The organism is Nocardia cyriacigeorgica, from assembly GCF_005863245.1.
GTDB classification, from domain to species: Bacteria; Actinomycetota; Actinomycetes; order Mycobacteriales; family Mycobacteriaceae; genus Nocardia; species Nocardia cyriacigeorgica_C.
This window is the reverse complement of record NZ_VBUT01000012.1, coordinates 178,736-193,778: the sequence shown is the minus strand read 5'-3', so window position 1 is coordinate 193,778 and position 15,043 is coordinate 178,736. Positions and strand designations below refer to the sequence as shown.

Annotated in this window: 11 protein-coding genes; 7 read left to right on the top strand and 4 right to left on the bottom strand. The window is 66.3% G+C overall.

Features of this window, described 5'->3' with window-relative positions; translation table 11 throughout:
- Positions 1-20 precede the first annotated feature (20 nt).
- The 4 genes from FEK34_RS26520 to FEK34_RS26505 form a co-directional block, all read right to left on the bottom strand.
- Entirely contained in the window at positions 21-737 is a 717-nt protein-coding gene (locus tag FEK34_RS26520; RefSeq protein WP_138452155.1) for a hypothetical protein, read from the bottom strand.
- 167 nt (positions 738-904) lie between these two features.
- A complete protein-coding gene (locus tag FEK34_RS26515; protein ID WP_138452153.1) occupies positions 905-2,047 on the bottom strand; it encodes a lipase family protein in 1,143 nt (380 codons plus the stop codon).
- The gene (locus FEK34_RS26510) at positions 2,044-3,270 is read right to left on the bottom strand and encodes a cutinase family protein (protein ID WP_138452151.1); all 1,227 of its coding nucleotides are present in this window, start codon (positions 3,268-3,270) and stop codon (positions 2,044-2,046) included. The genes FEK34_RS26515 and FEK34_RS26510 overlap by 4 nt, the downstream gene beginning before the upstream one ends.
- Entirely contained in the window at positions 3,267-4,100 is an 834-nt protein-coding gene (locus tag FEK34_RS26505; protein ID WP_138452149.1) for a hypothetical protein, read from the bottom strand. Before FEK34_RS26505 ends, FEK34_RS26510 begins: the two co-directional genes overlap by 4 nt.
- Positions 4,101-4,772: 672 nt before the next feature.
- Between FEK34_RS26505 and FEK34_RS26500 the strand changes: the two genes are divergently transcribed.
- The 7 genes from FEK34_RS26500 (at position 4,773) to FEK34_RS26470 (ending at position 14,550) form a co-directional block, all read left to right on the top strand.
- A complete protein-coding gene (locus tag FEK34_RS26500) occupies positions 4,773-5,654 on the top strand; it encodes a helix-turn-helix domain-containing protein (protein WP_171048412.1) in 882 nt (293 codons plus the stop codon).
- Positions 5,655-6,112: 458 nt separating this feature from the next.
- Positions 6,113-7,093 (top strand): helix-turn-helix transcriptional regulator, encoded by a 981-nt coding sequence (locus tag FEK34_RS26495; RefSeq protein WP_138452146.1) that lies wholly within the window; start codon positions 6,113-6,115, stop codon positions 7,091-7,093.
- A gap of 896 nt (positions 7,094-7,989) precedes the next feature.
- A complete protein-coding gene (locus FEK34_RS26490; protein WP_138452144.1) occupies positions 7,990-8,586 on the top strand; it encodes a hypothetical protein in 597 nt (198 codons plus the stop codon).
- Positions 8,587-8,806: 220 nt separating this feature from the next.
- Complete coding sequence (locus tag FEK34_RS26485) at positions 8,807-9,664, top strand: hypothetical protein (RefSeq protein WP_138452142.1); 858 nt, start codon at positions 8,807-8,809, stop codon at positions 9,662-9,664.
- Positions 9,651-10,832, top strand: coding sequence for a helix-turn-helix domain-containing protein (locus tag FEK34_RS26480; protein WP_138452140.1), 1,182 nt, complete (start codon positions 9,651-9,653; stop codon positions 10,830-10,832). The genes FEK34_RS26485 and FEK34_RS26480 overlap by 14 nt, the downstream gene beginning before the upstream one ends.
- A gap of 98 nt (positions 10,833-10,930) precedes the next feature.
- Entirely contained in the window at positions 10,931-12,808 is a 1,878-nt protein-coding gene (locus FEK34_RS26475; protein WP_138452138.1) for an ATP-dependent nuclease, read from the top strand.
- The gene (locus FEK34_RS26470; RefSeq protein WP_138452136.1) at positions 12,805-14,550 is read left to right on the top strand and encodes a UvrD-helicase domain-containing protein; all 1,746 of its coding nucleotides are present in this window, start codon (positions 12,805-12,807) and stop codon (positions 14,548-14,550) included. Before FEK34_RS26475 ends, FEK34_RS26470 begins: the two co-directional genes overlap by 4 nt.
- The last annotated feature ends 493 nt before the right edge of the window (positions 14,551-15,043 follow it).

Below are 15,043 nucleotides of genomic sequence, written 5' to 3'. Positions count from 1 at the left end.
GGTCGGTGGGTCACGGGTGGTCACCGTTTCTGGATGTTGGTGATCCACACCTCGTGTGGGTGGTCGGCGCGGGGTGAGACGTTGACGAGTTGGAGGTAGTCGACCCGGGAGCGGTCCGGGTGGAGCTGGACGAGGTGGATTTCGGCGGCGGTGTCGGCGATCGGGGTGATCGCCACGCAATGGGTGGTGCCGGTGGGGATGGAGGCGATTCCCGCGGCGAGGGCTTCGGCGGTGATCCCGGTGTCGGGAGCCAGGACGCCCATGGCGGCGGCTGGGTCGCGGCGCACGTAGTAGGCGTGCTCGAAGGCGGCGATCACCCCGGTCAGGCTAGCGTCGTCGCCGGCATCGCTGGTGATCGTGGTTCCGGATAATCCCATGCACGCCGCCGGCGCCCGCGACGTGTCCGGCGGTCGGGCTGCGGTCAGGGTCGGTGCGGCGACCTCGGTGGTGGTGTCCCCAGCGATGTCGGCGATGCCGGCGCCGATCAGCGCGGCGCTCACCGCCGCCGCCAGGCCCAAGCCCAGGACGACTCGTCTGCGCGTTTGTCCGATGACACGGTGGTTGCGGGTGAGTGAGGTGCCTGGCCACGGTCCTTCCACGGCGCTGCTGCCGGATGCCACTGCGGATTCGCGTGGCGGGAGGCGGGTGGGCCCGGTGCCAGGTTGCGGCGAGTGGGTTTCGGGGTTGTCGAGCCAGAGCCAGCTGTCGTCGCTGCTGGTGTGGTCGGTGTTGTTCATCGGTGTTGTCACCTCCTCTGTCTGGGGTGTGTCGTGGGTTGGGCCCTTCGCGGGGCGAGTGCCGAGGAGAGTTCGCGGACAAGCTGTCGGGTACGTCAGCGGACTCGATCTCGCCCCGGCGAAGGGGTCTCGGGCGCCGACACCGTGGGCGCACTGACCGCGCCGGGTTATCCGAGGTGGCGGCGAGTCGTGCGGGGATGCGGCAGCAGTGTGGCGAGGCGGTCGATGGCGTCGTCGGCGCCGGCGGCGATGGTGGCGGCGTGGCCGGTGAGATACTCGTCCCAGCTCACCTCCACGCCGCGGTCGCGGTAGCTTTCGTGGACGGCGAACGCCGGCCCGATGGGGATGAGGGCGTCGGTGGCGCCGTGGTAGAGGTGCACCGGCACCTGCGGCGTTCCGCGTCCGGTGATTTCGGCGCCAAGCAGGTGCCGCCACATCGGGTCGTGCCACGGATCAGGGCGCTCGCACCATCGCCCCAACGGTTGATGACGGAAGGCCACCAGCAACTGGGCCACGTCCATACCGGCGGCTCTTTCGGCCATCTGGTAGCCGGATTCGGTGAGGGTGTGCGCGACCGGTAGGTGGGCGTAGGCGCGCGCCAGCCCGATGAGCCCGGCCACCGCCAGTCCCGCCCACGCTCCGCCGTCGGTGAGCGGGATCAGGCTGGCCGGGTCGGCGGCCACCGCGCCCGCGACGACCCCGCGCAGGTCCACCTCGGGCGCGTAGCTGGGCTGCTGCTCGGCCGCCCACACGGCCGCGCGACCGCCGTCGGCGTATCCCCAGACCGTCACCGCGGGCTCGCGTGCACCCAGTTCCGGTAGCCCGGCGACCGCGCGTGCGAGATCCAGGACGGCGTGGGCGGCGGCCTTGCCGGCCAGGAAACGGGCCGGCCCGATCCCGGTGACCCCGAGGCCGTGACCGTCGGGCACCGCGACGACCCACCCTTGTTTGAGCAGGGACCCGATGAGGCTGGCCTCCGGTTCTGGTCCGGCGCCGGCGAGCAGCTGCGAGGGCGCGCAGGTGCCGCCGAGACCGTGGAACATCGCCACGAACACCACCACAGGCAGCGCAGTGGAGGGGTCGTTGCCGGTGTCGGGAGTGAGCACGATGCCTGACGCGGCGATCGGTGACCCGAAATCGGTGCGCGAGGCGTAGAGCAGTTGCCAGGCACGGGCGGCACCTCGCAGCTGCCGAGTGGCCACGGTGCGTCGGCGCAGGATCTCGCCTGGTGCGGTGTCGAAACCCACGGTGGGGCTGGCGTAGAAGGGGTCGTGGGTGGTGGTGATGATGGTGGGAAGTTGTCGGGTCATCGTGGGCTTCCTGCGATGTCGTGGGCGGCGGCGATGAGCCAGGCGATGGCGGGGCCGAGGTGGCCGGTGGCGGCGTAGCCGTTGTGGCGGGCGACGGTGTCGCCGTAGCGGACCCACACCCCGGCGTTGACCAGGTCGGCGTTGTCGGCCAGCAGCTGGCCCCACGCCGCGCTCAACTGGCCGGCCAATGTCGGCAGCACCACGAGCGGGTTTGCCAGGGCGGTGGCGGTGATCTCGTTCCAGCGGGCGGCCGCAGCCGCCGCTTGGTCGGGTGTCGGTGCTGGTGTGCGGGGGTCGGCGGCGGCGATCAATCGGGCGGCGAGGCTCTGCTGGGGCCGGTAGTCGACGGTGCCGGGCCCGATGTGGAAGTCGTTGAGCAGCACGGTTGTCCATGCGTCACCGAGCGCGGCACTGAATAGAGACTGCATGGATGTCAGCGCGGCGAGCGGGTCGCGCAGGTTGGCTTGGGCAGCGAGTTGCGCGCCGACGCGCAGCAGGGCGGCATGGTCGGGGGCCGAGCAGGCCAGGTCGCCGTCGACGCAGATATCGGCGACCCGCCCTACCAACGCCCCGTAGCCGGAATCGCCGCCGGCGATCCCGCCACCGGCCGCCGGTGGCTGCGGCAGCGCCACACCGGCGACCGAGGTGCCGTTCGTGCCGGGCACCGGGTCCGGCACCGTTTGCCCCGGACGCCCCGGAAAGGTGGGTTCGCCGGGGGCGCGGTCGGGGTTGGAGTACAGCACGATCGCCGCGACACGGTCCGCGCCCACCGGCCCGGCACCGGTACCGACGTCGTGCGCGAAGCTCGACAGCGCTTGGGCGCCTTGGGAATAGCCGACGCCAGCGATCATGGTGCCGGGGCAGCGCGTGGTGAGGTCGGTGACCGCGGCGTCCAGTCCGCGGCGCGCTTCGGCCACCGAGGCCGCGTAGGGATCGGCGCCGCCGCCGGGGACCGCGCCGCCGAAACCGGCCGGGTAGCTGATGTAGGCGCGCTGCACCAGGTGCGGCACCGCCGCAACGACCGGCCCGATGAGTGCGCCGACGAGACCGGTGTCGGCCAGCGGATCCGCCGCCGGAGAGGATTGCCCGGTGCCCTGAATCCCGAGCACCGCGAGCGCCGGGCACGGCGATCCGATCGGCACCGCCGGCGTCGGGCTCGCAATGAGCGTGAGCGCACCAACAGCTGTCACCAGAGCAGCGGCGGCGAGAGAGGCCGGCTTCATGGCTGCCCCACCCCGACGCCGGCGCCGAACCCAGCACCAACAGTCCCGGCCACGACCGCGCCTACCACCGCCGCTGGGATCCCGACGACCGCTGCGCCCGCGGCGGCGCCGGCGGCCGTGCCGATCGCGGTGCCCGCGACGCCGGAGGTGACGGTGCCGATCACCGGGACCGGGACCACCGTGCCCAGGGCCGCGCCGGCGATGCCGCCGATCGTGCCGCCGATCGCTCCACCGACAGCCGCACCAATCGCCGCGACGGGGCCGCCAGCCACGACCGCGCCCGCTGCCCCGCCGATCCCGGCACCAGCGAGGGTTGCGCCGCTGACACGGTCGGAGCGGCCCGCGGGTATGCCGACCGAGTCCAGCGCGGTCGCGACCTGCGCCTCGGCGCCGGCGGCGACGTTGTTGATGGTGTCGGCGACATGCGGCGGTACCCAGTCCGGGCGCGGGGCCTGCCACTGCCCGATCCTGATGGTGTGCTCGGGGGCTTCGATCGGCGCGACCGGCGGCACCGGCTCTGGCAGATGCAGCTGCTCGATCCGCACCGGTTCCACCGGCGCCTCCGGCGGCGGCATCGGACGCGAGGGCGCTTCATTGCGAATCTCCGGCGGTTGCACGTAATACACCGGCGGCTCCGGCACAGGCCCGGGCTCGGGGGGCGGAGGCGGTGGCGGTGGTGGTGCGGGCGGGGTGCTGGTGCCCGGTTGGGACGGGGCGGTGACGCCCGGCTGGTCGGCGACGGACGCGCCGCCGTCGGTCAGTGCTGCGGCGTCGGTGGCAGCGGCCACGATCACCGCCGGCGCCGCGCCGGCCAGCAACAGACGCCTCATGCGGTGGCCGCCGCATGACGGGCGGCTGTGAATGTACCCAGATTTGGGCATGACAAATACACCCTTCGTCACAACGAGGAATGGGAATTCAGAAGAATGGAATGCGCGGCGTCGCGCGGAGATTGGTGGGCGCCTCCCAGTCGCGAATGGTGTTCTGGGAGGCGCTAGCTCACTGGATGTGTGTCACAGGAACGGTGCGACCAGCGTCAGTACGTGACCCGCTACGGCGAGTCCGTTGTTCAGCAGCGATAGGCCGAGGTTGATGTAGTCGAGAATCACCAGAGGATCCATCGTCAGGTTCTCCTTTCATCGGTCGGTGTGGGCTTGCATTCCCATCCAAACCGCGAAAAGTCCCGCTGCGCTAGGGTTTCGACTGACCAGGATTGTTGTAAACACTCCAGTGGTCAACCGCCTCGGGCCGCTGACCAGCGCGTTTCAACCGATTTACCACTGCCAGAGTAAAACCGGGTTCCCGCCACATTCACCACCAGCAGCGACTCATTCGCCAGCGCAAGCAGAGGCTCAGCAATCTTCCCGAGTGGTTGATTCGCGACATGCCTTGCCGGTCCATACCCGCTCTGGTAGAACCGAAACATCTGCTCGGGGGAACTTTTCAGCATATCTGTGCCCCACCCTTCGATGGAAGACCTCAGAAAGGGGGGACTTCCGGCCATGTCCCGGAACCCCGCACGCCGACCCCGCCCGACCGTCCACGAGCGCCCGCACATCCCGACACTCGGCACCGCATGTCTGCAGATCCGCACCGCGCTCGGCATATCCCGTGCCACCGCCTACCTGCGCCACGGCGTGAGCACGACCTACCTCGCCGACATCGAAAACGGTCGCGTCATGCCCTCACTGGAGGTGCTCGAGCAGCTCATCGCCGGCTACCGTTGCGACCCTCACCAGGCACGTTATCTGCGTGAGCTGCGGGTACCTGCGGTCGATCTGGATCCGCCCGACAAATTGCGGCAACTCGTCGCCGGTGACACGGCCCTGATGGCTCAACTGGACAGTCTCACCGACCGCTGCATCCTCGCCGCCTACGTCGACCCGCTGTGGAACATCCTGGCCTGCAACGACGGCTTCCGCGCGGCCCTGCCCGGGATCGAGGCCACCGATTGCATCCCTACCTGGCTGTTCACCCCCGCGGCCCGGGAGGTCCTCGTCGAGTGGGAGGCCGAAACCGCACGCGCCATCGCCACCACCAAACCCGTTCTCGCCCGCTACCGCGACTCGATCCAGGTCCGCGACATCATGCGCCGCCTCGCCCCCAACAAAGACTTCCAACGTTTCTGGACACCCAATGTCGAGATCATCTACGGCCGCCCCGTCACCGATCTCCTCCACATCCGAGACCCCAACACCGATGAAGTCACCTCGCTGCACCTCGTCATCGCCGAACAAGGCCAGCCCTACAACATCCAACTACTCATCGCCACCCCACAACCGTATTCCGGTCCCCCAGACCACAAAACAATCCTCGACACGCCGAGACGACACGCCGGTAACGGGACGGAACAGCCGTCGCCCTCGCACGATCGGGGCCGATGATCAATTCGCGACAGGCAACCTCGCCGCGCCATCAACACAGTCCTCCAGCAAACATCGAGCGAGCTACGTCCTTCGCTTGACACCGATACGTCGGAAACAGGTCGTGCCCAACCGCCCTGACGGTTGGGAAGAATCAGCGACTCGTTCACTGTGGAGTGCATACCTCTGCATTCAACAGAACGATGAAACGACTCACACACGAGGGCAAGTCAGCTGACATTGAATTCAGCGTGAATGCAATTTCCTCGAACGCCAGACTCGGATTGATCTCGACCTGCCGCTAATCAGACGACATGCATTGTTGCAGAGGCGACTTGGAGACAACGGCCAGCCATCGTAGCGACCTTCACCCCCTGCCGATGGGCCCTTGATGCAATATGCTCTGTGTACGCAAGCCGACAGGCTGCTCGATATGCGTCACGAATGCTCGATTTGCGTCATCATGAAGGGGGGCTCGAATGAGCGATCCGACTTACCACCTCGACCAACTCAATACCACCGAGCACCCGAAAGCCGACCGACTCGACAGCTGGACGGACTACGTCACCGGACACCACGGCGCATTATCCTGCAACTTCTCCCGAGCCAGCCACGACTTCATCGGAGCCAGCACGACCGCCCACGCCGCGGATGTCAAGCTCGTCGAATTCACCTCCCACACCGCGCGCTACCGACGCACACCACGCCACCTCCGCGACGGCGACTTCGGCAACCGCGTATCCCTCATCATCCCGGTCACCGGCACCGCCCTGCTCGAGCAAACCGACACCCAGATCGCCCTCGCGCCAGGGCAACTGGGGGTCATCTCGATGGCCAGGCCGCTCATGCTGACCCACACCAACCACGCCCGCATCCGGATGCTCACCTTCCCCCACGACGAAATCAACCACACCCTGGAGCGGACGGCACCGATCGCCGGCCACCAAGGCCGTACCGCCCTCGCCGCCGTCTCCGCCCTGACCTCGACACTGGCCGCCCATCGAGAATCGGTCACCAGCACCGAATTCCTCGCCATCACCACCCGCCTGACCGACCTCCTCGCCGAAACCCTCCACGAGAAACACGACACCCGCATACACCGTCTCGCCGCCGATGCACACACCTACATCACCAACAACGCAGGCCACCATTGGCTCACCCCGGACGCGGTCGCCCATCATCTCGGCTGCTCAAAACGCACTCTCGAACGCGCACTGAACGCTGCGGGCACCACACCCGGCAAGCTCATCCGCGACACCCGCCTCGACCACGCACACAGGCTCCTGATCGACCAGCGCAACCACGAAACCATTCACGAGATCGCGACCATGAGCGGCTTTCTCTCCATCCCCGCATTCAATAAGGCATTTCGCGCTCGGTACGGTGTTCCGCCGAGCCACATCCGTGCCAACGGCACGAGCCGGGAGGCCACTCGGAACGAACGACCACAACAGCACTGAGCTCCTCCAGGAGTGAAGATCAACGGCGTAGTTCATCTACGACTGCCTCGCCGTTGATGGCGCTTCCGCCCGGTGCTGGACGGCGGGGTCGCGGTTATATACCGGTCGGCCAACTCGCCGCGTCACTACAGACCGGACAGTGATGGCTGGCATCTCGTGAATCGGCTAGCCGCATCAAGCGGCGGCGTGCTGGCTGAGATCATGTGCCAATACGCCTGACGGAACTGCCGCCTGACCATGTCTGCGACTGCGGCATGCCCACGTCATCTCACCTTCTCATTCTTAGACGCGCCGCGACGCAGAACGGTTCAGTCGGCTTCGTAACCTTGACTCCACTCGGCCGAATCACCGGTACCATCCAGGAACTTAGCCGGTTGTTGACAAGGATGCCGCTGATGGGAATATCTGCCAGAGTCAGAATCGCACCGGGAGTATCGGTACGTGCGTCCGGCCGGGGTGTGCGTACCAGTGTGGGACCTCGGGCTGCGCGGGTTCATGTCGGCGCTGGCCGTTCTACCATCAGCTCAGGATTCGGTCCATTCACCGCAAGCACGGCCGGCGCCCGTGGACGCGGTCGCCATAGCACGGGCGGGGCAAGCACGACGGACGCGGCACTTGGCGCGGTTTCGTTGCTGGTGATGTTGTCGTCTGCTGTGGACAAGAGCGGCGAGCGACGAGCCAAGCGGCAGTTCACCAAGACCCAGCAGGCCGAGCAAGCGTTGCTGCACCTCCACCGGGAACAGTTCCCACCGGCAGCGCGACGGGTTGTCCAACCTGCTCGCACGCGGTGGCAAGGCCTCTGGAGAGTCACTGCCCAAGCTCGTCTGGAGGCGGCTGAGCTACAGGAGCACGCAGACCGCGAGTGGGCCCTTCTCAACGCTCACGACCCACACACAGTGATCCAGGCTGTCGACGAAGCCTTCGCCGACAACGCATCTGCCTCAACGTGCATCGACGCCGGCACTGAGGACGGCACGCGCTATGTGACGTTGGTCGTCACATACCCTGGGCCCTCGATCGCCAACGGGTACGTCCGCGATCCGCAGTCGAAGGTGCTCCGCCCTCGCACTCCGGAAGAGAAGGCCACATTTTACAAGGCGGCTATCGCGTCGACCATCATTGCCACCGTGAAGGAAGCGTTTGCCGTTGCTCCGGCAGCAGCTCAAGCACGCGTCGTCGTCCTACGAAACGATAAGCGCATTCTGCGGTCTTCCAAGCTTGGCGCCATCTACGCCGCCACCTTTGAACGCTCCGAGGTAATGGACCGCGACTGGAAGAGCGCCGAGCCCGGCGACCTCGTATACACGGCAACTGACATGCGTATCGACGATCCTGCCGATGGGGCCTCCCTGAGAACTCTCTCCACGAAGCAGCATCCCGATCTGGCGGACGTCGCTCGCCAAATCGGATCAGCTCTTGACGAATCAGATGCTGTCCCTAGCCGACTGTTGCGGCGGGAAGATTTCGGTTCTCCCCCGCGAACGGGTAGATGAGCAGGGTCGCGCGGCGCCCCTATGGTCTGCACCAGAGGTACATCATCACAGAACGTCGCCACCACACCCGTTCGAGTGACGGCAATTTATCGGCCGGCAGCCTGCCGCAACGAAGGTGCCAGGTCGACTTGTCCCCTGCCGCACAAGCGGGGGAGCAACCGTGACACGCCACCGTTACAGACTGTGAAAGTTCTGAGCGATCAACTAAAGTCTGACATGCATGAAGTCGCCGCGAACTGAAGCGTCGACACAATTCAAGGACTGGAGCGGCGACATGAGATCTGTACGGGGGTCCGATTGGGAGGCCGACGCCTTCGGCGAGCACGTCGAAGTGCTGCGTGAGCGTATCCCAGCCGCGCTTGCGGTCGCGCACACGCGAGCACGGGCCGGTCATGATGCCGCGCGGTCGACAAAACTCCGGGTGTACGGAACCACGCTGTGGGAGTGCCAGCACGAGGAACTAGTAGCGGCGGTAATGTCGATCGACGGGGCAAAGGTGGCGAAGTTCGGCGGCTACGAGCTTCCCGTTGTGGCGGACAGGGTGTTGTTCCCGCTGAGGTACGCGGACCGGTCCGGCGTTCCTGTGAAGAACGCCCGTCTTCCCGTGCCGGTGTCCGGGCAGCGGCAGCGGCTGTTCGGCGCGCACGCGACCGAGGTGGAACGACCGCACCCGTACCTGGACGAGTCGTGGGCCGACTACGACCTGCCCGAGGACTACGAGGTGTTCCCTCAACTCGGGGACGGCACGGAGCTGATCGTGATCGCCTATGCCTGCAACCTGGAGGCTGGCGTCATGAACATCGAGTGGGGCCGGGCCAAGCATGTCGGTGGTGGTGAATTGCTCTGGGGTGAGCACACACCGCTGCCGCTGGTCCCCGCAGGACTGCCCGGTATCGCGAAGGATAGCGACGGGTTGAACACGGCTGGCCAGGGCAGCGACGTGCCGCGGTTCGACGCCGCCGAGGAACCCGGACTGCCCCTCGGACCGCGCCCCTCCGGCGACAGGAAGCTGGACGTGCCCCCCCTGACCGAGCGCCGCACCGACGAGGCCCACACCCGGGACAATGACCAAAACTGATCAGCCACAGCTCTTCCTGCTCCAGCCGGGCAGGTCATCGCCACCGACTCCGGCCGACGTCGCGAGTGCATTCGACCCTGCCCGGCTGACCCAGGCCCGGCAGCTCAAGGGGCTCACCAAAAAGGATGTCGCCGACGACTTGCGGGTCACCCCGGCCGCCGTCGGCCAGTACGAGGCGGGAGTGGTACGTCCTCGCCCGGACGTGCTCCTGCGCCTTGCCGAGGTGCTGGACGTGCCGGTGACGTTCTTCGCCGCCGGCCGACCCAACGCGCAACTGGACGCCTCCGGCACGCACTTCCGCAGCCTGCGGTCGACGCGAATGTTCCAGCGGGACAAGGCGGTCGCATTCGCCTCTCAGGTGTGGGAGTTGACCCATGCGCTGGAGCGGTGGGTCCAACTCCCCATCGTCGACCTGCCTGGTTTCGCGGGCGGCGAGATCATGTCGACAGACGGCCCCGCACCCGATCCGGTTCGGGCGGCCCAGCAACTGCGAGCGTACTGGGGGCTTGGGCAGAGGCCGATTGCCCACCTGGTCCGGCTGATGGAGTCGCGCGGCATTGTGGTGGCGATGCTGCCGTTCGAGCGCGCCGAAGCGGCACGGATCGCGGCGTTCTCCACATCCCGACTCCCTCGACCGTTAGTCGTGTTGACCCCCGATCGCGCGGATGACGTCTACTGGTACCGGTTCAGCGCGGCGCACGAGCTGGGCCACCTGGTTCTGCACGGCGACACCGCGCCCGGTGATCAGCAGCACGAGCGGGAAGCCGACGCCTTCGCCGCGGAGTTCCTCACCCCGCAAGCCAGCATCAGGCCAGAGCTTCCGAACCGGGTGGACTTCACCGCGTTGGCACGCCTGCAAACCGCATGGGGGGTGTCGGTGAAATCATTGCTCTACCGCTGCCGCGAACTGGGCTTGTTCTCCGCTCCGACGGCCAGTCGCGCCTACCAACGCCTCAACCAGCTGAAAGCCCAGAACCTGTTCGTCGACGAGCCGATCGCACGCTATCCCGGCGAGAAGCCCGTGCTGTTGGCACAAGCCTTCGAACTGGCGACAAAGCACGGGGCAAGCCTCACCGGTCTCGCCTCCGAGCTCGCCTGGCCAGTCGAACGGGTCCAGGAGCTTCTGGGTCTGCGATCCGATCGCCCGGAGCTTCGACTGGTGCCCTAGCAGGACATCGGCGCTCGCCCTTACCCGAAGTCGGGTAACGATCGGACGAGCTACTCGGATGCACATCTCAAACAACTCACCTGCAATGAAGGCGGGACATGCACATCTCGCAGGTTCACACGAGCAACTATCGATCATGCCGCGAAGTGACCGTTACGTTCCGACCGGACCTCACAGTACTGGCCGGAGAAAACAACGCCGGCAAGAGCACCGTGATCGATGCCTTACGAGTACTGACCGAACCGTTGGACAACGGCAGAGTCCCATGGCCCACCGATGCCGAGGTCACCGCCGGCGAGTTCACCACTCGCCTCGACGTCACCCTCGCCGACATCGCCAGCGGACAGTCGGGCACCTACATCGAGGGTCGGGTGCCGGAGCCGGACTCACCCGACATGTTCCTGGCCCGCTGGGGTCTCGAATACCAGCGGTCTACCGACGATCGGCGGCGGGGTACCACCGGCTGGTTCCGGGGCGCGGACATCCCCTGCGCAGATCCAGCCCTGCGCAGCGGAATCCGGCACGTCTACCTCAAGCCGCTTCGCGACGCCGTCCACGACCTGGGTGGTGCGTCCGCCGGACGGATCCGCACGATCCTCAGTGGGCTACTCGGCGGTCAAGAAGCCACATCGACGTTTCTCGATCAGGCGCAGAAAGCGCTCAACGGCATCATCGACAACGACATCATCACCCGGTTGCAGGAAGAGATCAACACACCACTCAAGGAGTTCACCTCCGGCGCTCATCCGCAGCAAGCCGGATTTCAGATCACCGACCCCAGCCTCGCCTCGATCGCTCGCACCCTCCAAATGATGTTGGGCGACGCACCGGGCATCCTCGGACCGCTCACTTCCTCGGGCTTGGGCTACGCGAACGCTCTGTATATTGCCACCGTCCTAGCCGAACTGCGAGCGTTGAAGGACACCGACCTGACGGTACTGCTGGTCGAGGAACCCGAAGCCCACCTTCACCCTCAACTACAGACCCTCCTCCTGCGACACCTCCGACGACGAGCCCAGGACTCACGACGACTCGCGACCAGCAAGGAAAGTGGCCAGCTGGTCGACCCCACAGCTCCTGCCGGGCATCTCCAGGTGGTGGTGACCACTCACTCCCCGGTGCTCTCGGCAGCGGTCAGCGTCCGCGACATCGTCGTGATGACTCGTCGACGCGACCCCGAAACCCGACGATGGCAAGGGCAAGCGGTTGCCGTCGGTGCGCTGGGATTAAAGGACAGAGAGATCCGCCATCTCGACCGGCTTCTCGACGTGACCCGTAACGCGCTGCTGTATGCGCCGCGGGCGATCCTCGTCGAGGGACTGTCAGAAGCTCTCTTGCTACCAGCTTTCGCCGAGCGCATTCTGGCCTCAGCCGACGATGCAGGGCCAGCGGACGTTTTCGCGGCCCGTCAAGCGCGGGAACGCTTCCACGGCACGACCATGCTGCTGGTCGAGGGCGTCGGGTTCGCGACCTACCTGAAGTTACTGTTGACCCCCGTGGGGGGTTCTCGTATCGCCCAACGCATCGCCTTGATCACGGACTCCGACCGGGAAGCCGGAGAAGACGATCCGCAGCGGATCGTCAACTACGACGCAGAATCAGAGCGGCACGGCCGCGAGCGGCTCGGTGTCTTCGCAGGTGAACAATCACTCGAACCGCAACTGTGGCAGGCCAGCAACGAGAGCGTCCTCCGCGACGCGTTCCTCGCCTGTCATCCTCAGTCCCAACACCGCTGGGACACGATACTGGGATCGGACGATCCATCCCGAGCGTTCTGGGGCTTGTTCGATCCGGACAAGTACCCCGATGACGAGCACAAGCCCGCGAAGGGCACAAAGGTTTCGAAACCGCGCTTCGCGCAGGAACTGGCCGATATCCTTACTCGGCAACCTGAGCGTCCCTTCACGATCCCCGGCTACCTGCAAGAGGCGATCAAGTACATCACGACCGCTGAGGAACAGGCTCCGATCCAGTGAGCATCGCCATCGAACACGCCCAAGCCGAACAGCAGTACGCGATCTACGCCGACGCACCCCTCTTCGTGCAGGCGTGTCCCGGCGCCGGCAAGACGCATGTGATCGTCTCCCGCCATCTGCAACGTCCGGCAGGTGCACTTCGTAGTGGACGAGCGCTGGTGTCGTTCACCCGCACCGCCCGCGACCAGATGAAGGCCCGGTGCATCACCGAGGGACACCCGGAACTAGCCCAGTTCCCGCACTACATTGGCACTCTCGACGGATTCATCTGGCATTTCCTCGTATCCCCGTTCCTCAAGCTGCCCCAGCCACCACAACTGCTGGAATCGTGGGCACAGCTAGCCAGGGCCGAGGTGAAGCTGGGAACCCGTGCCGTCGCCCTGTCCGCCTTCACCTTCACCCTTGATCCCGACACACTCCGAGAAGATGTTGTCAAACCCGGAAAGAACAGCAGCGCGGGAAGAACCGTGTCCGACTCGCCGTACTCATGGACACGATGGAAGCAGGCCGTGCATCAGTATCGAGACCAATGGCGCGAACGCGGATACTTCACCGGCCACGAAGCCCGTCTCTACGCGATGCGCTACCTACGCGCCGACCCGCATAGCGTTACGGTCCCGCTGCGCTCACGCTTCACCGAAGTGATCGTCGACGAGGCGCAGGACTGCTCGATCACCGACCTCGCCATCCTCGAGGTACTCCGCACCCACGGTGTCCCCCTGGTCCTCGTCGCCGACCCCGACCAAGCGATCTACGGCTGGAATCAAGCCGATCCGACCCGACTGCTCAACATGCGGAACATGCTTGGCAGCCGAGCGACCCTGACGGGCAACCGACGTAGCGCACCTCCGATCTGTGCGCTGGCCACAACCCTGCGTACCGGAAACCGCCCTCCCGACACCAGCGTGGTCCGCACCACCGGACCCGCTGTCCACCTCATTCCCACCGCGTTCGGCAATGCGGGCAAGGCGGTACACAGCCGCACAGGACAGGACCTCGTCGAGCTGGCGGTCGAGTTGGCCGACCGCCACCACGAGTCGGAGATCACGAGTCCCTCGATGCTTGTACTGGCTCGCAAACACACCCAACTCCCACCGGCCCATCGCCGCGCCGAGCCCGACAGCAACACGATCACTCGCCTCGCTCGCGCATATCAATGCCTGCAATCCGGTACAACCCAAGCCGCCGAACTCGATCAAGCATGCCAACAAGCCGAGCAGATCCTCTTGGGCTACTGGTATCCAGAGCAGACCGGCAGCGTCACGCGGATCTGTCGTACCGTCGGGCTCTCGCCTGCCGCGCTACGGCGCCACGCTTACGCCTTCCTCAAGGGCCTTCCGACGCCCTCCTCAACATGGGCGGGCGAAGTGAACGCCCGCATCAAAGCGTGGTGGCGTCCGAGCGGAGCAGCACCGGCCGGCGGCAAGGGCCTGCTGCGAAGCAAGATCGCCTCAATCGGCCAACGGGCACCACGTCACCCGACGGCGCGGCTCACCACAGTGCACCAGGCGAAAGGAGACGAAGCGGATGCCGTGTGCGTGCTACTGCCCGACGACGATCTGATCACACGATGGCGTACAGGCAACGTTGCGACCGCTGCGGAACAGGAAGAACTCCGTGTCCTCTACGTCGCAGTCACCCGAGCACGCACGCTCCTTATCCTCGCCGTACGCGAAGAAAGTATCGCCGCCCTTCAAGACTTTCTGGACCGCCACCAGGTGCCGACACACATGTGCCGCTGATGTTCCGCGGCAGTCTTGACGCTCACTCGAACGCAGAACCCTTAGCGCAGGTTCGGGGGTTCGAGTCGTGCGATCACCCACCGCTGGCGGAGGTTGGGACGGCAAGCGACCGGCGAGGCGATGCAACGTCCAACTGGAGTAGTCACCGACGATCGCCACGCGCGTTGGACGCCGCACCGTCGCTCAGCCCAGAGCGAAATCCGCTTCGACTACCAGTCGACCAGGGCAGATCTCCAGGTCACCCGCGTTCCCATCTTCGGCGCGCCCTGCCGGGGGCGCCAGTCCGCGGTGACCTGCGTGTTGCGTGGGTCACCGCGGTATTACCCAGACCGGATCCGGCGCAAACACCTAGGGATTTTCCGGAAGCGTTCGGCGCTCGGCCGCTCGGGACCGTGGCGTCCGATGGGCGAGGCGCGATCCAACTCCACGCCCGGCTCTGCCCGCCGACTACGTGCCGCGAGAGAGCCTTGCCGGGTCGGCCGGCGACCGCTTT